A 20,681-nucleotide genomic window follows, 5' to 3' on the forward strand; every position below is an offset into this window, starting at 1 on the left:
CGAAAGGATATGCGGTTATCCTTTTGCACACTTTTTTGCCCGCGCCCCGCTTGCTACCGTCAGATTGCGATTGCGGACTGTTTGCGCTTCGCGAATTGGGGTGAGTGCACTTAAACCAAGTGAATGCTTGCCAATCTCAAAACTGGTGGATTTGCCCAAAGGTTACGGGAAACGCCACTCACGGACTGATGGGGAAGAAAGGCGCCTGCTTGCGGGCGTCTTTCTTTATTTAAATGCCAGTAAGAAGCACTTGGGCAACTTAATCTTTGGGTTCAGCCGCTTTCTTCCAGTTTGCCGCGAAGCTCCCGCAGGATCGGCAATGTGGCCCTGACCCGGTCGCTGCCCAATTCTTCCACAACTTCCGATATCATCGGAATGATCCCTGCCAACGCCGCATCCCGCGCCTGCTTACCTGCGGGGCTGATCGCAACCATCTTGCGCCGAGCGTCATCCCAGTCCGGGCGGACGTGGATGTAACCCGCCACTTCCAGCTTATTCAGCGTGTTCGTCATTGCTCCGCGCGTCACGTGAAAAGCCTTTGCCAGCTGTGCGGGAGAGCGCTCCAGGCCAGCGCGCGCCAAATGGTTCAGGACCGAGAAATGAGACAACTCCATTCCTTTTGGCAACACTTTGCTAAGGCGTGACCGGGCCAGCTGGTCAGCCATCAATATCTCGCTGAACAGCGATACTGCCAAGGAATGGGTCTCGTCCATCAGGGTCCGTCAAACTCCCGGTCGTGGGTCAGCGAAGGCACGCGCTTGCGTGCTTCTGCCACTTTTTCCACGTCGAGATCAACGAATGTCACGCCTGGCTCCTGACCCGCATCAGCCAGAACCTCGCCCCAGGGGGCAACAGCCAGTGAATGGCCATAGGTCTTGCGGCTCGGGCCGCGGGACGCCGGATGTTTTCCGGTTTGCGCCGGCGCCAACACGAAACAGCCGGTCTCGATGGCCCGGGCACGCAGCAAGGAATGCCAATGCGCGGCCCCCGTGACATAGGAAAACGCAGCAGGTGCGGTGATAATCTCTGCGCCGCCCTTTGCTAGCGCCCGATGCAGATGCGGGAAGCGCACGTCATAGCAGATGGTCATGCCAATTTTGGCGAAGGGTGAATTAGCAACAACTGCCTTGGTTCCAGGCCGGTAGCCATCGGATTCGCGATAGGTCTCCTCAGGCGTCACTTCCACGTCGAACATGTGGATCTTGTCATAGCGGGCTGTGATCTCGCCGTTTGGGCTGATCAGGAACTGCCGGTTGGCAAAACGGCCGTCATCGTCATGTGTCTTGATTCCCAGCGAGCCCAGCAGAAGCCACACCCCATGCTTGGCCGCTTCCTCCTGCAAGGCCGCCAGTGTCGGGTCGTCTTCTTCATGGCAAAGCACACCGTTCTGATGCGTCCTGCTTCCGGATAGGCAGTTGGTGACCTCAGGCGTCAGAACGAAACCGGCCCCGCCGCGCACCGCCTCCGCCATCATTGCTTTCACCGTTTCCAGATTTTCAGCGGGAATATCGGAGGAGGTCATCTGAAGCAGAGCTGAGCGCATTAAATCTCTCCGGGGTCAGGCCGCCAGAAGCGGGTCAAGTTTGCCCGCCTGCTCCAGCGCAAAAAGGTCGTCACATCCGCCGACATGGATCTCGCCGATAAATATCTGCGGCACTGTGCGGCCACCGTTCGCACGCTGTATCATCTCCGCCTTGCGCTCCGGCTCTTCCAGCACATTGACTTCCGAAAAAGCCACGCCCTTCTGGTTCAGCAGCCGCTTGGCCGCATGGCAATAGCCGCACAGAGGCGAGGTATAGATTTCGACCGGTTTCATTCAGGACCCCATGTTCTGGTTTCGAAGGTTGTGGAGGAATTGGGCATTCATTGCAACAATTGCCAGAGGCAGCCGGGCAGCCTCACGTTTGCGTGACCCGGGCCAGCACCGCCACCCGCACCTCGGACACACCTGCCTGCAGACAGGCATCGGCACAGGCACTGAGCGTTGCGCCAGACGTCATCACATCGTCTACAATCAGCACAATCCGGTCCTTGATTCTGTCCTTCCGGCGAGGCTTCGCGGTGATGGCTGCCCCCAATAGCCGGTAGCGCTGATCCCTCGTTTTTCCCTCCAGCGGAGGTGTTCTCCGGGAACGCCCCAAAAGGTCAGGAATATGCTCCAGGCCGCTGCGCTGCGCCAGAGCCCCGGACAACAAGGCGGATTGGTTGTATTTACGCTTGAGCAAACGGGTCCAATGCAATGGCACCGGACAAACGATCGGGTCACCTTCCAGCAACTTCCCTGCCGCTCTTTGCAGCCAGCCGCCAGCGGTCCAGGCAACCTCAGTACGGTCCCCATGCTTCAGGGCAAGCACCAGCTTACGCCCCTGCCCCCCGTAGATCAGTGCGGACCGCCCTTGGCTCCATGGCCTCGGATGCCGAAGGCAACTGTCGCATTCCAAGCGGAACCCGTCTGCCTCCCCTGCCACCGGAACACCACAGCCTTCGCACACCGTGCCGCTGATAAAGTGCATATCTGCCCAGCAGGCGGCGCAAAGGCCGAAATCACTGCCGACCAGCCCGCCGCAACCAAGGCATTGCGCCGGATAGATAAGAGAAACAGCAGTTTGAATCCGGGCCGTCAGCATCTAAATAGCCCCCATGACACAAGCACCCATGCAGCTATTCGACCGCCGCACCCTCGCAGCCCGCCGCGCCCGCCGGCAGCTGGACGCTCTGTTCCTGCACCAAATGGCACGGGGCGAAGCAGAGGATCGCCTGAGCTTGGTTAACAGAACCTTTACATCTCCAGCGGTGGTTTGCCCTTTCCCTGAGGTCTGGAATGGATTTCAACCCGAGGCGAAAATCGTTGCGGACGAAGATGTGCTCGAACTGGCTGAAGGCGCGCATGATGTTGTGATCCACGCCATGTGCCTGCACTGGGCCAATGATCCGGTTGGACAGCTGGTTCAATGCCGCCGCGCTCTGAAGGAAGACGGGCTGCTGCTGGTTATCCTGCTGGGCGGACAGACTCTGCACGAGCTGCGCACTGCCTTGGCCGAGGCGGAGACAGTTGTGCTGGGCGGCCTGTCCCCGCGGATTGCCCCGATGGGCGAAATCCGCGATCTAGGCGGATTGCTCCAGCGCGCTGGTTTTGCCTTGCCTGTCGCCGACCTGATACCGGTGACCGCCGAGTACCGCGACCTTCCTCACCTGGTTCACGACTTGCGAGGCATGGGAGAAACCAACGCGCTCGCCCAGCGCCTGAAACGCCCGGTGCCGCGAGCCCTGTTCCAGCTGGCCGATCACATCTACCGGGAGCATTTCGCCACATCAGACGGCCGGTTGCCCGCCACCTTCGAATTGGTCTGCCTCACCGGCTGGTCGCCGTCGGACAGCCAGCAGAAGCCACTGCGCCCCGGCTCTGCTCAGATGCGGCTTGCCGATGCGTTGAAGGTGCCGGAAACCAAGCTCAAGCCGTGATAAGCTTCTGCTATCTCTGCGCCAATATGATCCAATTGGCCTTCTGCACGTAAAAACAGTACGTTCCCGCCAGTCATCGAATTCTCAGCCCCACAGGACCTGCCCATGCTGGACGCCGCCCGGACCGCCAAATGCCCTGCCCATGCCCCTGCAGATCACCCAAAGATCCCGGCAGGAAAGGTCGGCATCCTGCTTGCCAACCTCGGCACACCGGACGATTACTCCTACTGGCCTATGCGCAGGTATCTGAATGAGTTCCTGTCTGATAAACGGGTGATCGACTACCCGTCGTGGAAATGGCAGCCGCTGCTCCAACTTGTCATCCTGACCAAACGCCCGTTCTCGTCCGGAGCGGCCTATAAATCGATCTGGAACCATGACAAGGGCGAAAGCCCATTGATGACCATCACCAAGGACCAGACCGACAAGATGGCCGCGGTGATGAAAGAGCGGTACGGCGATAAGGTGATGGTCGATTTCTGCATGCGCTACGGCAACCCCTCGACCAAATCCAAAGTACGCCAGATGGTAGCGGCCGGCTGTCAGAAGATCCTGTTCGTGCCGCTTTACCCGCAATATGCCGGCGCAACGTCCGGCACCGCCAACGACCAGTTCTTCCGTGCCCTGATGGAGGAACCATGGCAGCCCGCCGCCCGCACGATCGCACCCTATTTCGATCAGCCCGCCTATATCGACTCATTGGCGCGGTCGGTGAAAGAAGCCTATGCCAAGGCAGAAAAGTGCCCGGAAATCCTGGTGGTGTCCTATCACGGGATGCCGCAACGGTATCTGATGCAGGGCGATCCCTATCATTGCCAGTGCCAGAAAACGACTCGCCTGCTGAAGGAACGGTTAGGCTGGGACGACACCCAGATCACCTCGACCTTCCAGTCGGTGTTCGGACCTGAGGAATGGCTGAAGCCCTACACCGTGGATCACGTCGCCTCGCTTGCCAGGAAGGGCAAGAAGAACATCGCAGTGATCGCGCCGGCCTTCTCCGCTGACTGCATCGAGACGCTGGAAGAAATCAACGAAGAGATCCGCGAGAGCTTCGAGCACGCAGGCGGTGAAGGCTTTCTTTATATCCCGTGCCTCAATGACGATGACGATCACATTGCGGCCCTGGCGGGCGTGGTGGAGGAAAACCTTAAGGGCTGGCTGGACTAACCGACCCTCTCAGTCCAAAAAGTATCCAATATTCAATTTCCGGACCTGCCGGAAAACGGGGAGATATTGGATGACGTTTGCACATTGGTCCGCTGCCCTGCGGGAGCATTGGGGCATCGACGCGGAATTGAGCCGCCTGGATGGGGAGTACGACCTCAATTTTCTCGCCAAAGACAATGGTGACCAAGGATATATTCTGAAGGCAATGCGCCCAGGCTGCGAAAAATGGCTGGTTGATATGCAGGTAAAGGCATTAGAGCACATTGCCTCTAACGAGCCAGAGTTTCCTTGCCCGCGCGTGATACCCTCAACTGCCGGGGAGTCGCTTCTCACGCTTCCCGATGAAGACGGCCAGGACCGGCTGGTCTGGCTGGTGAACCAGCTTCCAGGGCGCTGCTATGCCAAGGCTGAGCCCAAAAGCGATGCTCTAATCCACGAGGTTGGACAGGTTCTTGGCGGCTCGGCCAAGGTGCTGGCCGACTTCCGGCACGAGGGACTGAAGCGCGATTTCAAATGGGACCTGATGCGCGCTGGCTGGATCAGGGATCAGCTGTCCTGCATCAGCGATCCCGCGCGCCGTGCGACCCTTGAAGGGATTTCCGAAGATTTCGCCAAATTAGAATCTGTTTTGGCGGAGCTGCCTAAGCAGGCAATCCACAATGATGCCAATGACTACAATATCATGGTTACGGGAGAACTGGGCGAAACCCGCAGGGTCTCGGGCCTCATCGATCTGGGCGATATGTGCGCCGCGCCAAGGGTCTGCGACCTGGCGATTGCCGCGGCCTATATCGTGCTGGACCATCCAGAACCGGAGACCGCTCTCGCGGCATTGGTAGCCGGCTACCACGAGGCCTATCCGCTGACCCCGGCGGAAGTGGACATAATCTGGCCGCTGTTGCGCGCGCGGCTGGCTGTCAGCGTAGTGAATTCCACCATGATGGCGGCGGACAATCCGGATGATCCCTATGTCACAATCTCGCAAGCCCCGGCCTGGCGGTTCCTGGAAGGCAATACGCTGCATGGCGGCCTGCTGACAGCCCGGCTGCGCGCGGCGTGCAGCCTGCCGGTTGTGGACGGTGCAGACCGGGTGCTGGCCTGGCTTGAGCAGGAACGCGGCAGCTTCGCCCCTCTGATGGGGCAGGACCTGGCAGATGCTCCATTGGGTTCGCTGTCGGTGGAGCACTCCGCCTGGCCGCAAAACCCCTTTCACATGCCGCTGGAGGAAGCCGCCAAGGTCGGCGAGGAGTTCGAGGACAATGGCCGCGTCTGGCTGGGCTACTACCACGAGCCGCGGCTGATCTACACGGATGCAGCTTTCCGCAAGGGGCCCTGGAAAGCCAGCAACAGGCGCACCGTGCATCTGGCAGTGGACGCCTTTGCTCCTGCGGGCACACCGGTGTTTGCTCCCTTGTGCGGCGAGGTTTTCGCGGTCGAGTACCGGGACGGTCATCTTGATTACGGCGGCGTGATCATCCTGAAGCACGAAACGCCGGAGGGGGATTCGTTCTTTACTCTCTACGGCCATCTAGACCCGGAAATCCTCGACCGCTTGAAACCCGGCGACACCGTGGAGAAGGGCGAGGAATTCTGCCGTCTGGGAGCTCCGGGACAGAACGGCGGCTGGGCCCCGCATGTGCATTTCCAGCTGGCACTGACCACCGAAGGGATTGAAACAGATTGGCCTGGAGTCGGGGATCCGGACGATATGTATCTTTGGCGTGCGCTCTGCCCGAACCCGGCAGCGCTGCTGAACCTCCCGGACGGCAAAGTCGAGTACGCCCCAACCAGAAAGGAAGACGTGCTGGCCGGCCGCCGTGCCCATTTCGGGGGAAACCTCAGCCTTACCTATAATGACCCGGTGATGCTGATGCGCGGCTGGAGGCACCATCTGTTCGACGAATGGGGCCGGCCTTACCTGGATGCCTATAATAACGTGCCTCACGTCGGTCACGCCCATCCGCGTATCCATGCTGTCGCGGCTGACCAGCTGAAACGGGTGAACTCAAACACCCGCTATCTGCACCCGGCGCAGACCGCCTTTGCCGACAAGCTTCTGTCCAAGCTTCCAGATCATTTCGAGGTATGCTTCTTCGTGAACTCCGGCACCGAAGCCAATGAACTTGCTCTCCGCCTCGCCCGCGCCCACACAGGCGCCAAGGGCATGGTGACGCCTGATCACGGCTATCACGGCAACACCACCGGCGCGATGAGCATCTCTGCATACAAGTTCAAAAAGCCGGGCGGGATCGGGCAGGCAGATTGGGTTGAACTGATCGAAGTTGCGGATGACTACCGCGGCTCTTTCCGCCGCGACGACCCTGACCGGGCACAAAAGTTCGCTGATCTTGCGGACTCTGCAATTCAGCGCCTTCAGGAGAAGGGGCACGGTATTGCAGGTTTTATCGCTGAAACCTTCCCTTCAGTCGGTGGCCAGATCATTCCTCCTAAGGGCTATTTGCCTGCTGTTTATGACAAGATTCGTGCAGCAGGCGGTGTCTGCATTGCCGATGAGGTACAGACCGGCCTGGGTCGGCTTGGAGAATTTTATTTCGGATTTGAGCACCAGGGAGCGATGCCTGACATCGTGGTGATGGGGAAACCGATCGGCAACGGCCACCCCTTGGGCGTTCTCGTGACCACCAAGGCGATTGCCGAGAGCTTCGACAACGGGATTGAGTTTTTCTCCACCTTCGGCGGCTCGACTCTCTCCTGCCGTACCGGAAAGGAGGTTCTGGACATCGTTGATGATGAGGGCCTGCAGGACAATGCCCGCAGGCAGGGCGTGCGGCTGATTAACGGGCTGAAAATGCTGCAACAGAAATACACCTGCGTGGGCGATGTCCGCGGCATGGGCCTGTTTCTCGGGCTTGAACTTGTCAATGCGGACGGTTCGGAGGCCACGGAGATCTGTTCCTACATCAAGAACCGGATGCGGGATCACCGCATACTGATCGGCAGCGAAGGCCCCAAGGACAATATTCTGAAAATCCGGCCGCCGCTCACAATCGAGGCAGAGGACACCGACATGATCGTCGAAATATTGGACAGCATTCTGCAGGAAGTGGAAGCGGCCTGACGGCCCTTCCCGCATCCGTCTCAGGCAACAAAAAAGGCGGTGGGAAACCACCGCCTTTTCTGTAACCGTGTATCGAAATTAGTTCGATGCAACAGCTGCGCCAACCAGAACCAGCAGCAGCAGCGGCAGCAGGATGCCGCTGGAAGAGCCCTGAGCTTCTTCCACGATGACCGGCGGTTCAACAACCGGCTCGGACAGGTTACCAGCGGTGGCGGTCGAAGCAGCAGCGGTCAGCGCAGCAGCGATAACGAGTTTTTTCATGTTAACCTCCAGAATTTGCGCGGATCAAACATCTGAACCGCGCACCCAAGACTTACCTCGTATTTTTTTCTAACCAGCAAAAACGCGGGATTGCAATTGCTTGTTATAGTTAACAGCTTAGCGCCCTGCCGTGTGTCGTCAAATTAGCAACACCTGTGTGCCGACTTTTGCCAGGCTGAAAAGCTCAGCGATGTGCTCATTATAAAGACCGATGCATCCGTTCGAAGATTTGCGCCCGATTTTACGCGTATCGTGGGTTCCGTGGATCCGGTAGTACTTCCAGCTGAGATACAGCGCATGCGTTCCCAGCGGGTTGTCCGGACCGGGCGGTATAAAGGCCGGCCATTCAGGATTGCGCTTGCGCATGTTGGGGGTTGGCGCCCAGCTGGGCCCCTCCACCTTGCGCACCACCTGTGTCCGGCCCCGGCGTGTCAGGTCGTCCGATAGAGGCACCGAGGACGGGAATAATAAGTAAGTGCTTTCATCCGCAGACCAGTAATGCAATGCCCGGCTGTCGATATCGACCAGAATCGCTCCGTTGCGCAGATTGTCGAAATACGGGCGCCAGGACTTGGACCGGAAGGCGGAGATATTACGCTGAACGGGCGGCTCAGGCTCAGGCGGCGGGCGCAGAGGATCAAATGCCTGATCTGCCGGATCGCTGTCTTCCTGAGCCAGGGCCGAAGAGGATATCAAGGCAGCACTGCCGGCAAGGAACTGCCGACGGCTGAAGATTTCAAAAGGTTTTCGGGACATCACATCTACCAACTTGCGCATTCAGGATCCAAAGTTGGTGTATGTTATGGCTGGAAAGCCGCAGTCGCAAATCAATCCGGCGGGCAAGTCTGCATAATTCTGCCGGTCCATTTGCACAGCTGCCACAGGAAGGATAAATGCATCGGCAACTGATGGAGCGAGAGAGCATTATGAATCGCGTTTTTCTGCTGATAGCCGCTGCAGTTCTTACAGTGGTGGCGGCCTGTACGCCTTCGACCGAATCCGGCGGCTCCTACCGCATCAGGAATGACGACAAGGTGCAACTCCGGATGCTCGACTCGGTCAACGCACTGCGTCAAGCTGCCGGAGCGCAGGCTGTGCAGCTGAATGCTGAACTGACGGCTGCGGCCGCCACCCATTCCCGCGATATGTCGGTACAGAACCGGCCCTGGCATTTCGGATCAGACGGCTCGTCGCCGCTGGACCGCGTGGCGCGTGCAGGATATTCCGGCACGCTGCTGGGAGAAAACATCTCCGAAACCTATGAAAACGAGCAGCAGACCCTGACCGCCTGGCTCGAAAAACCCGCTACCCGTGCGGTAATCCTGGATCCCAAAGCTGTGAACATGGGGTTCTCCTGGTTTCAGGAACCGAATGGCAAGATCTGGTGGACGCTGGTGATGGCCAACTAAGCCACTGCACGCAGCACTAAACTCAAAAAAGTAAGGGAGCGCCGGCCTGACCGGCGCTTTTTCTTGTACAGGAAGATTACGTTTTTCCGGCGCAGTTTCTAATCAGGGCCTAAGTGCGATGGCTGTGCCGTCCTGTACCATAGCGTAAATCTCTTCGATTTCTTCGTTGGACACGGCAATACAGCCAGCGGTCCAGTCGCTGACCCGGTCCGCCCGCTTGCGTTCCTTGGGGTTGTTCGGCTGCCCGTGGATGAAGATCTCTCCCCCCGGCCGCTTGCCATTGGCCTCCGCATAGGCCTTGTCCTGACTGTTCGGATAAGAAATGCCAACAGAGAGGTGATAGCGGCTGTTCGGATTGCGCCGGTTGACTACATAGGTGCCTTCCGGTGTCTTCCCGTCGCCTTCGAACTGCTTTGCCCCAAGCGGCGCAAAGCCCAAGTCGACCTCGTATTCCCGCAGGATCTCGTCGTTGTGCATCAGATACAGCTTGCGCGCGCCCTTGTTGATCACGATCGATGTGACCTGCGGGCCATCGTATGATTTGAACCTGCTAACGGTACTGCCGGATGTGCCGCATCCTGCCAGGGCAAGGCTTGCCGTGGCACCAATAAAAAATGCCCTTCTGTCCATTTTGAGCCTGTATTTGTTATTTTGCCTCTATACAGCCCATACCGCGAATTTGGTCTTAAGAAAATTCACAATTTTCTGTCTGGCGCGTTCAGACCCGAAATCTTCTGTTCAATCGCTTCCAGCCGGGAGAGCACCTCGTCCCTGTAGGCATCTGTTCGCTGGCCTTCTTCCTCGCCGTGCGCATCCTGCATCGAATTCACGATCAAGCCGACGAGAAGGTTCACTACGGCAAAAGTTGTGACCATGATGAATGGAACGAAGAATGCCCAGGCAAAAGGATGCACCTCCATGACCGGGCGCACGATGCCCATGGACCAGCTTTCCAGCGTCATGATCTGAAACAGCGAATACGCGCTGAGGCCCAGATCTCCGAACCATTCGGGAAAGTCCTGACCGAACAGCTTGGTCGCAATGACCGAGCCGATATAGAAGATGATCGCCATCAGCAGAAAGACCGACCCCATTCCGGGCAGGGCGGTAATGAAGCCTTCAACCACCCGGCGCAGACGCGGTGCCACCGAAATCACCCGGAGAACCCTCAGGATTCGCAACGCACGCAGGACCGAGAACCCTTGCGTGCCGGGTGCCAGCGCAATGCCGACAATGACGAAATCAAACACGTTCCAGCCGCTCCGGAAAAACCGCAACCGCCGCACCAGCAGCTTGGCCAGAATCTCAACAACAAAGATAGACAGGCAAATTTTGTCGATCAGGTGAATAAGCCCGCCAGCCTTCTCCATCACGGAAGGGGCAGTCTCAAGCCCCAAGGTAACTGCGTTGACCAGAATGACAGCGGTGATGAAGCGGCCAAAGCGGCTGCTGTCCAGAATGGCTTCCAGGCGGTGTGTCGGTGTCATCACTTGGGTATCCGTCATGTCAGTCTTTCAGAGTAAATCGCGCGGCCAACTCGGTATGGGCCGACCAGCGGAACTGGTCAACAACCTGAACCCAGTCAAGGCTGTAACCCGCTTCGACCAGCACCTTGGCATCCCGCGCAAAACTTACCGGGTTGCACGAAACATAAGCGATAACAGGCGTGCGCGCCTTGGCCAGCTGCTTTATCTGCGCTTCCGCACCGGCCCGGGGAGGGTCAATCACCGCAGCCTCAAAGGCCGCGCCAAAGGGATTGATCTCTTCCGGCAGCAACGGGTTGCGGAACAGGTCACGGTATTCCGTGCTGACTTTTTTCAACCCTTTCGACTTGCGCCAGCCGGCATCCAAGGCCTTCACCATATCCCGCTCGCCCTCCACGGCATGCACCTCGGCCGTTTGAGCTAGTGGCAGTGAGAAGGTGCCGCACCCGGCAAACAGATCGACGATACGCCGGGCACCTTTGGTAATCTCCTGCACAGCCGCCAGCAAAGCCGCTTCTCCTTCGCGGGTTGCCTGCAGGAAGGCACCGGGCGGCGGGCAGACATTCGCCGGACCAAAGGGCTGTTCTGGCGGCTGCTCCATCGCCACCGGCTCATCCTCCCAGGTAAGCCTGGCGATCCGGTGCCTTTCGGCCAGTTGCGCCAATTCGATCCGCAAAGGCCCATCCAGCGGTTTACCGTTACGGACCAGCATGTCGAGACCGGCATCCGAAGTGGTGATTGTCACCGCCAGCGGCGCTTTACGGCTCGCCCCAGCCACGGCAAGGGCCTCCGCTACCGGGATCGCTGCCAAAAGCTCCGGCTCCAGCAAATGGCAATCCGGGATTTCAGTAATCACATCTGACGCCCGGCCATGAAATCCAGCCATCGCGCCTTTCTTGGTGCGCCGTACCGCCAGCGTGGCACGGCGGCGGGAACGGGCCGGCGATGTGTGGATTGGGCGGAAGTCTGTTTCCAGCCCCTGCGCCGACAGTGCATTGCGCACGACACCGGCCTTCCATTCGGCCACAAATGCGTCACTGGCGTGCTGCATCTGGCAGCCGCCGCAGGATCTGTAGTGGCGGCAGGGCGGCTGAACCCGGTGTTCCGAGGGTGTCTCTATGCGGATTTGCGTCAGATGACTGCCTTCGGCAACACCGCTGACAATCTCTCCAGGCAGGGTGCGCGGGGCAAAAAGAGGACCATCGGCCACGCCATCACCGTGATGGCCGAGCCGGCTGATCGTTGCTGTGGTTCTGGCTGCGTCAGTCATGACGGCTCATTACCCCGCCAATCAGGCCAGCAAAAGCAAAATGCGCCGGCGTCATTATTCAGCTGCTGCTGTCCGCTCATCATCAGTGCATATGAAACCGCCGGACTGGCGCGCCCAGAATGAGGCATAGAGGCCGCCCTTGGCCAGCAGCTCATCATGACTGCCGCTTTCAGCAATCCGGCCTTTGTCCATCACGATGATCCTGTCCATCTCACTGAGCGTCGACAGCCGGTGCGCGATGGCAAGCACCGTCTTGCCTTCCATCACCCGGTGCAGTGCCGCCTGGATCGCGGCCTCAACCTCGGAATCCAGTGCCGAAGTGGCCTCGTCCAGCACCAGGATCGGCGCGTTCTTTAAAATGGCGCGCGCCAGCGCAATCCGCTGCCGCTGCCCGCCCGACAGTTTCACCCCCCGCTCGCCAAGAAAGGCATCATATCCGCGACGGCCCTGCCCGTCCTCCAGTTCGGAGATAAACTCATGCGCCTCGGCTTTTTTCGCAGCAGCAATCAGTTCAGCTTCTGATGCGTCCGGACGCCCATAAAGAATGTTCTCGCGCGCCGACCGGTTGAACATTGCGGTTTCCTGGGTGACCATGCCAATCTGGCTGCGCAGGGAGTTCTGTGTGACGGCGGCAATATCCTGACCGTCGATCAGGATATTGCCATTCTCACCGTCATAGAGCCTAAGCAGAAGCGAAACGAGTGTGGACTTGCCCGCCCCTGACGCCCCGACGATGCCGAGTTTTTCGCCCGGACGAATGGTCAGGTCGATCCCCTGCACCCCGCCGACATCTCGGCCGTAGGCAAATTCCACCTGATCAAAGACGATTTCGCCTTCGCTGACCTGCAGCGGTTCGGCATCGGCCTCGTCCTCAACCCTGTCGCAGACCGACAGAGTCTTCATGCCGTTTTCGATCTCTCCCACGTTGGAATAGATTGCCATCAGCGTAAAGCTGACCCAGCCGGTCATCTGCGCAATACGGATAGAGACTGCGCCCGCCGCCACGATGTCACCTTCGGTCGCGTTGCCCGACTGCCACAGAAACAGCGTCGCGCCGATCAGAAGCACCGGCAGAACACCCGCCAGGCACATCAGACAGAAGCGGAAACTGGCGGAGAGGTAGCCGAAATGCAGTGACTTGTCGCGGAACTGCACCATTGCGTCCTGGGCGGTGCGCTCCTCGTGGTCAGCATGGGCGAACAGCTTGACCGTCTTGATGTTGGTGATCGAGTCGACCACATGCCCAGTCACCATTGCCCGCGCTCCAGCCCGCTTTCCCGACCGCTTGCGGATGCGCGGCAAGAACCAGCGGATCAGTGCAAAATAGGCTACCAGCCACACAAGAAACACGCAGGTGATGCGCCAGTCAATCGAGCCTAACAAAGCCACAGAGCCCGCGAGGGAAGCCAGAGCAAAGGCCACCACATTGATCATTTCAGTTGTGACGGAGGTGACGGCAGTCGCCGTTTGCATCTGTTTCTGGGCGATCCGTCCTGCAAAATCATCGTCGAAAAACCGCACCGACTGGCCCAGGGTCCAGCGGTTCAGCCGTGACAGCACCAGCGGGTTCACGTTAGGCTGAACCACAATCGCGTTGGAGGCCGCAGACAGGCCGAACAGCACCGGGCGCACCAGCAGGAAGAAGCCCAGCGCCAGCGCGATTACCGCGACATTGCCCGTGGAGAAGAACTGCTCCGGCCCGCTGGCAATTGCGGTGTCGATCACCATGCCCAGGATAAAGGCTGTGCCCGCCTCCATCCCGCCGGCCAGCGCCGAAAACGACGCAGCCAGGAAAAGCATCGGCCAGGCGCCGGCCAGGCACCAGCGCAGGAAGGCCCCCAGCCGCTGCGGCGGCGGGCCCTCAGCCGGGCGGAAGGCGTCGATCAGGTTGCCTAGGTTCATTCTGCTGCCTCGATGTTCAGGAAGCCGCCGGACTGGCGCGCCCAGAGCTGTGCATAAAGCCCCTGCGCCTGCAATAGTACCTCATGCGTGCCTTCTTCAACTATACGGCCCTGATCCATCACCAGGATACGGTCCATCTGCGCGATAGTGGACAGCCTATGTGCGATGGCGATCACCGTCTTGCCCTGCATCATGCCATACAGCGTTTCCTGAATAGCCGCCTCCACTTCGGAATCCAGCGCCGAAGTGGCTTCATCCAGCACCAGAATCGGCGCATCCTTCAGGATCACCCGCGCAAGCGTCACCCGCTGGCGCTGCCCGCCGGACAGTTTCACCCCGCGTTCGCCCACATGAGCATCATACCCCTTGCGGCCTTGCGGATCCTCAAGGTCAAGAATGAAGTCATGTGCCTGCGCCTGTTTCGCGGCCCTGATCATCTGGTTCTCGGTTGCATCCGGACGTCCGTACAGAAGGTTGTCCCGCACCGAGCGGTGCATCAGCGCACTGTCCTGTTGCACCATACCGATGTTGCTGCGCAAGCTGTCCTGCGTGACCGTCCGGATATCCTGGCCGTCAATCAGGATCTGGCCGCTCTCGGCGTCGTAAAAACGCAGGAGCAGCTTTACCAATGTCGACTTGCCCGCGCCTGAACGCCCGATCAGTCCCACCTTTTCCCCAGGCCGGATAGTCAGGCTGATCCTGTCCAGCCCACCAGCCTCTCGCCCATAGTGATGTGAAAGGCTGCGCAGTTCGATCTCCCCCTTAGTCAGCTTCAGAGGCTGCGCATTGCCAGCATCCACCAGGTCGATAGGCTGGGCGATGGTCTCCATCCCCTCGGCCACCACCCCAAGCTGGCGGAAGAAGGAGGTCAGCGCCCACATGATCCATCCCGTCATCGCGTTCAGGCGCAGAGTCAGCGCGGTCGCCGCGGCGACCAGACCAACCGAGGCCGTTCCCTGCATCCAGAGCATCACTGCCCAGCCGACCACGCCGACGATCAGAAGGCCATTCAGCGTGACCAGCGTGGCATCCATGATGGTAAAAATGCGCATCTCCGTCTGGAACGTCTTGCGGGTGTTCTCAATCGCGTCCCTGGCATAGGTCAGTTCCCGGTCGTGATGAGCGAACATCTTAACCGAGTGAATGTTCGAGTAGCTGTCGACCACCCGCCCCGTCACGGTCGAACGCGCGTCGGACGATGCCTGACTGGCAGGGCCGACACGTCTGACGGTCCACATCACCAGCATCGTATAAAGTGCAAACCACACCGCCAGCGGCAGCATCAGCCGCACATCTGCAACCCACAGCAGCACCGCTGCGCCAACCAGATAGGCAAGCGAAAAGGTGATAGCGTCAAAGACCTGGAAAATCACCTCGCCCGCTGCCGGCGGGGTCTGCATGATGCGGTTGGCTATCCGGCCGGCAAAATCATTTTCAAACCAGCCGACCGACTGGCGCAAAACGTGTTTGTGCGCGCGCCAGCGGATCAGAGTTCCGTAATTCGGCAGGATCGCGTTGTTCAGCAGCACAACGTCCAGCAACTGAATCAGCGGCCGCAGAAACAGAATGAACAAGGCGACCAGGATCAATTCGGTGCCGTGATCTTTCCAAACTTGTGCCGGAGTGCCCGACAGAAGATCAACGACCCGGCCCATGTAATAGATCAGCCCGACTTCAATGCCAGCGACAATCACCGACATCAGCGCGGTCAGGAGAAAGATGGTTCTGAAGGGCTTGGAATAGTCGCGCAGAAAGGGCCACAGCCGCGTCGGCGGCGTATTGGTTTCCGGGTAGGCGCAATACGGGTCAATGAGGTTCTCAAAATAGCGAAACATACGGATGCTCCAGAGGTTCGAGCAATTTGGAATGCAGATGAGACAGCAGGCGGCCCAAGGCCCCCACGTCAAACGGGGCGAGGTCTCAGGCGTTAGTGAAACCAGATCCCGTAATACATCAGCATTCCTCCGTCATGTGGTGGCTGACTTATGGGTACGCAAGATTTCGCGACTTGTCACCCCCCAAGGTTGTACAGCTGCTGACACCGGCTGTCAGCGGAGACTGGACAGCAATTGCTCACGGCTGAGAGAGAAGCCAGAGGCAATCCAATCACCCTCAAGCTTTTTCAAGGCAGTGCCCAGAGCCGGCCCCTTCAGTCCCGGCAGAAGGTCCCTGGCCTTCACCGGAAAAACGGCATTTGCTCCCTTGGTGATATCAGCGTCAAAACAGGGTGTTAGCGGCTGTTCGAGCAACGCAGCACGCAGCAGCATCGCATCGCGCGCCTGCTCTTCTCCAAGCCGGTAACCGAGCTCCCCTGCCCCGGCAGTACCTTCCGCAGCGGTCCGGATTGCCGCCAGATGAGACGCCTGCGCCTTGCTCAGACGCAAAGCCTCCTGCTGGCCGCTCCCGCCCAGAGCGGCGAGGCGGCGTATGCTGGAAACAGGGCTGTTGCCCTCCAAATGAACCAGCAGCGCCAAGGCACGGTCATCTGAGTTGGGCAGGATCCGCCCCAAAACACCCGTTTGTCGCATAGCCGCAATAGAAGGTGCGGGATCAGCTGCGGAAAGCAGTTTCAGGAGCTCAGTCCCCACACGTTCCTTTGAGAGGGTGACAAGTCCATCCAGATTAGCCGCAATCGCAGCCAGCGCGTCTGCATCGAACCCCTGTGACTGGTCGCCGTACCAGGCGTGGAAGCGGAAGTAACGCATGCTGCGCAGGTAATCCTCGCGGATGCGGTTTTCCGCATTGCCGATGAACCGCACCCGGCGCTTGTTAAGGTCCGTAATACCACCCAGCGGATCAACGACCTCCCCATCCGGACGCGCATAGATGGCATTCATGGTGAAATCCCGGCGCCGGGCGTCCTCAGCTACATCGGTGGAAAAGGCAACTACTGCCCGGCGGCCATCCGTGGCCACATCTTTGCGGAAAGTCGTGATCTCATGCGGGATGCCACTCTTTATCAGTGTCACCGTGCCGTGATTTATGCCCGTCGGCACTGCGTTGATACCAGCGCGGGCGGCCAGTTCCATCACCTGTTCCGGCAGCGCATCGGTGGCAATGTCGAGATCAGAGACAGGCTCGCCCAGCAGCGCATTACGAACACAACCACCGACGAAAAACACTTGCGCATTCTCTGCCGCAACCGCCGCGCAGACAGCCTGAGTTGCTTCGGTTTTCAGCCATGGCTGATCTATCCGCATTGTTCCTCCATCCGTGCCGCCAGCCCGCGCAGCATCCGCGCGGTTGCCCCCCAGATGTAATAGGGGCCATAAGGAACGGTATAATAGCGGCGGCGGGTACCGCGCCAGCGGCGGGATTCGATGATGTAGTTTTCCAGTTTAAAGACATGCGCCAGCGGAACTGAAAACACTTCGGCGACTTCACCCGCTTCGGGCCGTTCATCAAAGCGGTCCCGGATCACGGCAACGACAGGGGTCACGGAAAATCCGGTCACAGTTTCATGCTCCGGCAAGCAGCCGATAATCTCGGGCATATCCTGCGGCAGTCCAATCTCCTCCCAGGCTTCGCGCAATGCCGCCGCACAGGGGTCCTTGTCGGTGGCGTCCACCTTGCCGCCGGGGAAGGCGATCTGTCCTGGATGATGCTTTAGCGCGGAGGAACGTTTGGTCAGTATCAGCTGCGGCGAACCGGATGCGATGGTCACCGGAACCAGCACGCCGGCAGGCCGCAGCTTGCGCCCTTCCGGCAGCACAGTACCCGGATTCAAGTCAAAATCGGATGAGCCGCCGCCCTGTTGCTTCAACGCGGCGGCAATCCGGTCTGTCAGTTCCTGGACAGTGTCAATCACTGGGAGGGTTTTCCGCATCGAACCCCACGGTTGCAGGGTCCAGGTCATAATGCGCGCCGCAGAACTGGCAATCCGCAGTCACCCGGCCATCGCCGGTGGTCATCTTCTCGATGTCCTTGGCCGAATAGATTGACAGGCTCTGCCGCACACGGTCCTCGGAACAGGTGCAGCCAAAACGCACTGGCTGGGTGTCGTAGACACGCGGTTGTTCCTCGTGAAACAATCGGATCAGCAGTTGCGTGGGTGTGACAGACGGACCGATCAGTTCCAGCTCCTCAACCGTGTTCAGCAGTGTGGTAGCCCGGTTCCAGTTTTCTTCCTCGTCACCGTTCACCAGGTCACTTGCCTGCAGGACATCTCCTGAACCTTCCTCCTTTGCTGCAAAGGGGGAGGCTTTCGGCATGCTTTGCAGCATGACACCGCCTGCCCGCCAATGCTCTGCAACGCCGGGTTCCGCCGATTTTCCAAAGCTCAGCTTGAACACGGTCGGCAGCTGCTCGGACTGGGCAAAGTAGGCTTCGGCACAGGCGCTCAGGGAGCTGCCGGACAGCGGAGTGATGCCTTGGTAAGGCTGTGTACCATTACCCTGATCAATCAGAATGGCGAAATAGCCTTCCCCCACCTGGTCGTAGGGGCTGCCGTCGGAAAGCCGGTCGCGGTCAAAGCTGGCATAGGCGCGGATCCGCCCGATTTCGCCTTCTTTCTGCGGGGCGTAGTAATCGGTTGCGATCATCCGCACCGCCCCCTTGGATTGCACCTGCAGCGACAGTTTCCAGCGCAACGAGATCGTCTGGCCAATCAGCGCGGTCAGCAGCGCCATCTCCGCAACCAGCGCTTCGACGACCGGCGGGTAGTCATGCTGTTTCAGGATGCCATCCAGAACGCCGTCCAGCCGCGCAACGCGGCCGCGCATATCCGATGCATCAAGCTGGAAGGGCAGGACGGTATCGTCCCACGCGATTTTCGAACCAAGAGTCATGGGGTTTCCTTACGCGCCGGGGATTGGCATACCGGGGCTATATAGGAAAAACGACACCAGAGTGAAGGGGCCGGCCCGTGATCAGACGTTTTGGCGACTCGCCTGAAAAAGGCCAGCAATACCGGATGCGCCCCGGCGCCTATGCTCTGCTGCCGCGCGACGGCAAGCTGCTAATCACCTGTCAGTATGATCCCGACCCTGATCTGCAATTGCCCGGCGGAGGCATTGATCCGGGCGAATCTCCGATTCCAGCACTGCATCGCGAGGTTTATGAGGAAACAGGCTGGAAAATTTCGGCCCCGCGCAAACTGGGTGTATTCCGGCGGTTTGCCTATATGCCGGAGTATGATCTGTGGGCCGAGAAGCTGTGCCATATCTATTTGGCCCGCCCGTTGCGCCGGATCGGCCCGCCAGCGGAAGAAGGCCATGAACCGCTCTGGGTATCTCCGCGGGACGCCGCAGCCCGGCTGGGCAATGCCGGCGACAGGCATTTCGCCGCCCAACTGGCATCCCGCATGCAGCCCCCGCGGTAGCAGCCACAAAAATAAGATAACCCGGCGATTGCCGGGACGTTACAAGACAGCCGCTGCAGGCAGTCTACGGCCCCTGGTATTCGAACAAGGTGGCAGAGACGTCATCTTCCAGCCCATGTTCCTTGCTCATGATCTGGGTCAGGTGCCAGTAGAGATCGTCAAGAAACTCCTTGCCGCTCTGCTCCGGCCCGCATTTTTGGACCAGATCAAGCAAGCCTTCCGGCTCCAGCATGGATCCGTCCTCCAGCCGCGCTTCGGTAAACCCGTCAGAAAACAGAAGCAGGCGGTCGCCCCGCTCCATTGTGAATTCTTCCTGGCTGTAGCCGATATCCGGCACCAGCCCCACCGGCACGCCGCCCTTGCCAATGAATTCCATTTCACCGTTTTTGCGCAGCAGCAGCGGATGTGGGTGGCCCGCCTGCACCATCTTGACGACCCCGCTGCGCAGGTCGGCTATACAATATGCCATGGTGAAGTATTCTTCGATGCCGGTATCCGCAATCAGCCGCGCGTTCAAAAGACTGGCAACCTCTTCCGGCTGGCGCAAAGCGTAGAACCGGTTGAACCGTTTCTCCATCCCGACGTTCTGGTCGAAATAATTGGACGACAGATACCCCCCCAGCCGCGCCGTCATCATCGCAGAGGTGATGCCGTGGCCGGACACATCAATCGAATAGAAGCCGATTCGATTGACACCAGGGGAAAACATGCCAACCAAATCGCCGCCGATATGGCCGCATGGTTTCAGCAGCAGGCTGACTGTTGAAGAGCCAAACTCCTTGGACAATTCAGGCACCAGCGATTCCTGAATCTTACGGGCTTGGATCAGATCCTTGTCGATTGCGTCATAAACCCTCTGCAATTCTCCCAGGGTCTCAGACACAATCCGGTTCTTCTCGGAAAGCTCCCGCTGCATCCGCAAGATGCGCTCTCCCGCGGAGATCCGCGCTCTCAGCTCATCAGAGCTTACCGGCTTGGTCAAAAAATCATCCGCGCCGGCGTCAAGCCCTTCAGCCACCTCATTCTTTTCGCTCTTGGAGGTCAGCAGGATGAAGTATCCGTAATCTTCGCTGGCGCGCGCGCGAAAGGCGCGGCAAAATTCCAGCCCGTTCATGCCCGGCATCATCCAATCGCTGAGAATGAGGTCAGGTGTCTCGGCACGGCAAATCTCCATAGCCGCTTCGCCGCTGTCGGCCTCGACAACCTCGAATCCCCACTTCTTGAGAGAGGCCACAAGAATGCGTCTTTGCAGGCGGCTGTCGTCCACAACCAGTACACGGCGTATTGATCCGGCCACTGTCTGGTCCTCGTCGTCCATCGAACTTTC

20 protein-coding genes are annotated in these 20,681 nt (G+C 59.2%); 5 read left to right on the plus strand and 15 right to left on the minus strand.

Features of this window, described 5'->3' with window-relative positions; genetic code table 11:
* Window positions 1-272: 272 nt before the first annotated feature.
* From KUV26_RS11940 to KUV26_RS11955, 4 genes are all read right to left on the minus strand, one after another.
* A complete protein-coding gene (locus tag KUV26_RS11940) occupies window positions 273-713 on the minus strand; it encodes a MarR family winged helix-turn-helix transcriptional regulator (RefSeq protein WP_222508483.1) in 441 nt (146 codons plus the stop codon).
* On the minus strand, window positions 713-1,543 hold the full coding sequence (locus tag KUV26_RS11945) for a carbon-nitrogen hydrolase family protein (RefSeq protein WP_222508484.1): 831 nt from the start codon (window positions 1,541-1,543) through the stop codon (window positions 713-715). Before KUV26_RS11945 ends, KUV26_RS11940 begins: the two co-directional genes overlap by 1 nt.
* A 15-nt stretch (window positions 1,544-1,558) precedes the next feature.
* A complete protein-coding gene (grxC, locus tag KUV26_RS11950; RefSeq protein ID WP_222508485.1) occupies window positions 1,559-1,816 on the minus strand; it encodes a glutaredoxin 3 in 258 nt (85 codons plus the stop codon).
* An 82-nt stretch (window positions 1,817-1,898) separates the two neighbouring features.
* Window positions 1,899-2,627 carry a ComF family protein gene (locus KUV26_RS11955; RefSeq protein ID WP_222508486.1) on the minus strand — a complete coding sequence of 243 codons (729 nt, stop codon included), beginning with the start codon at window positions 2,625-2,627 and terminating at the stop codon, window positions 1,899-1,901.
* 13 nt (window positions 2,628-2,640) lie between these two features.
* On the opposite strand from KUV26_RS11955, the gene KUV26_RS11960 reads away from it, so the two are divergent.
* The 3 genes from KUV26_RS11960 to KUV26_RS11970 all read left to right on the plus strand — a co-directional run bounded on the left by KUV26_RS11960 (window position 2,641) and on the right by KUV26_RS11970 (window position 7,708).
* A complete protein-coding gene (locus tag KUV26_RS11960; RefSeq protein ID WP_222508487.1) occupies window positions 2,641-3,462 on the plus strand; it encodes a methyltransferase domain-containing protein in 822 nt (273 codons plus the stop codon).
* Window positions 3,463-3,567: 105 nt separating this feature from the next.
* Window positions 3,568-4,629: a ferrochelatase gene (gene hemH / locus KUV26_RS11965; RefSeq protein ID WP_222508488.1), complete on the plus strand. Its 1,062-nt coding sequence runs from the start codon at window positions 3,568-3,570 to the stop codon at window positions 4,627-4,629.
* A gap of 70 nt (window positions 4,630-4,699) precedes the next feature.
* Window positions 4,700-7,708 carry an aminotransferase class III-fold pyridoxal phosphate-dependent enzyme gene (locus KUV26_RS11970; protein WP_222508489.1) on the plus strand — a complete coding sequence of 1,003 codons (3,009 nt, stop codon included), beginning with the start codon at window positions 4,700-4,702 and terminating at the stop codon, window positions 7,706-7,708.
* 78 nt (window positions 7,709-7,786) lie between these two features.
* Here KUV26_RS11970 and KUV26_RS11975 read toward each other — a convergent pair whose 3' ends face one another.
* Together KUV26_RS11975 and KUV26_RS11980 are read right to left on the minus strand one after the other, a co-directional pair.
* Complete coding sequence (locus KUV26_RS11975) at window positions 7,787-7,969, minus strand: hypothetical protein (protein ID WP_024092111.1); 183 nt, start codon at window positions 7,967-7,969, stop codon at window positions 7,787-7,789.
* Window positions 7,970-8,107: 138 nt separating this feature from the next.
* Window positions 8,108-8,725 (minus strand): L,D-transpeptidase, encoded by a 618-nt coding sequence (locus tag KUV26_RS11980; RefSeq protein WP_222503865.1) that lies wholly within the window; start codon window positions 8,723-8,725, stop codon window positions 8,108-8,110.
* Window positions 8,726-8,895: 170 nt separating this feature from the next.
* Between KUV26_RS11980 and KUV26_RS11985 the strand changes: the two genes are divergently transcribed.
* Window positions 8,896-9,378 carry a CAP domain-containing protein gene (locus KUV26_RS11985; protein ID WP_222508490.1) on the plus strand — a complete coding sequence of 161 codons (483 nt, stop codon included), beginning with the start codon at window positions 8,896-8,898 and terminating at the stop codon, window positions 9,376-9,378.
* Between the two features lie 102 nt (window positions 9,379-9,480).
* Here KUV26_RS11985 and KUV26_RS11990 read toward each other — a convergent pair whose 3' ends face one another.
* The 8 genes from KUV26_RS11990 to KUV26_RS12025 all read right to left on the minus strand — a co-directional run bounded on the left by KUV26_RS11990 (window position 9,481) and on the right by KUV26_RS12025 (window position 18,821).
* Entirely contained in the window at window positions 9,481-10,008 is a 528-nt protein-coding gene (locus KUV26_RS11990; protein WP_222503635.1) for a murein L,D-transpeptidase family protein, read from the minus strand.
* A 65-nt stretch (window positions 10,009-10,073) separates the two neighbouring features.
* Window positions 10,074-10,883 (minus strand): ion transporter, encoded by an 810-nt coding sequence (locus tag KUV26_RS11995; protein ID WP_222508491.1) that lies wholly within the window; start codon window positions 10,881-10,883, stop codon window positions 10,074-10,076.
* 1 nt (window position 10,884) lies between these two features.
* The gene (locus tag KUV26_RS12000) at window positions 10,885-12,132 is read right to left on the minus strand and encodes a class I SAM-dependent RNA methyltransferase (protein ID WP_222508492.1); all 1,248 of its coding nucleotides are present in this window, start codon (window positions 12,130-12,132) and stop codon (window positions 10,885-10,887) included.
* A gap of 54 nt (window positions 12,133-12,186) precedes the next feature.
* Entirely contained in the window at window positions 12,187-14,034 is a 1,848-nt protein-coding gene (locus KUV26_RS12005) for an ABC transporter ATP-binding protein (protein WP_222508493.1), read from the minus strand.
* The gene (locus tag KUV26_RS12010) at window positions 14,031-15,869 is read right to left on the minus strand and encodes an ABC transporter ATP-binding protein (protein WP_222508494.1); all 1,839 of its coding nucleotides are present in this window, start codon (window positions 15,867-15,869) and stop codon (window positions 14,031-14,033) included. The genes KUV26_RS12005 and KUV26_RS12010 overlap by 4 nt, the downstream gene beginning before the upstream one ends.
* 213 nt (window positions 15,870-16,082) lie before the next feature.
* On the minus strand, window positions 16,083-17,234 hold the full coding sequence (locus KUV26_RS12015; RefSeq protein WP_222508495.1) for a CCA tRNA nucleotidyltransferase: 1,152 nt from the start codon (window positions 17,232-17,234) through the stop codon (window positions 16,083-16,085).
* Complete coding sequence (locus KUV26_RS12020) at window positions 17,225-17,860, minus strand: CoA pyrophosphatase (protein WP_222508496.1); 636 nt, start codon at window positions 17,858-17,860, stop codon at window positions 17,225-17,227. Before KUV26_RS12020 ends, KUV26_RS12015 begins: the two co-directional genes overlap by 10 nt.
* A complete protein-coding gene (locus tag KUV26_RS12025) occupies window positions 17,835-18,821 on the minus strand; it encodes an Hsp33 family molecular chaperone HslO (protein WP_222508497.1) in 987 nt (328 codons plus the stop codon). The genes KUV26_RS12020 and KUV26_RS12025 overlap by 26 nt, the downstream gene beginning before the upstream one ends.
* Window positions 18,822-18,898: 77 nt before the next feature.
* Here KUV26_RS12025 and KUV26_RS12030 point away from each other — a divergent pair, with 77 nt between their 5' ends.
* Window positions 18,899-19,354, plus strand: coding sequence for an NUDIX hydrolase (locus tag KUV26_RS12030; protein WP_222508498.1), 456 nt, complete (start codon window positions 18,899-18,901; stop codon window positions 19,352-19,354).
* A 64-nt stretch (window positions 19,355-19,418) separates the two neighbouring features.
* Here KUV26_RS12030 and KUV26_RS12035 read toward each other — a convergent pair whose 3' ends face one another.
* A complete protein-coding gene (locus KUV26_RS12035; protein WP_222503866.1) occupies window positions 19,419-20,672 on the minus strand; it encodes a PP2C family protein-serine/threonine phosphatase in 1,254 nt (417 codons plus the stop codon).
* Window positions 20,673-20,681 lie beyond the last annotated feature (9 nt).

It is taken from the genome of Leisingera daeponensis, from assembly GCF_019801465.1.
Taxonomy (GTDB): domain Bacteria; phylum Pseudomonadota; class Alphaproteobacteria; order Rhodobacterales; family Rhodobacteraceae; genus Leisingera; species Leisingera daeponensis_A.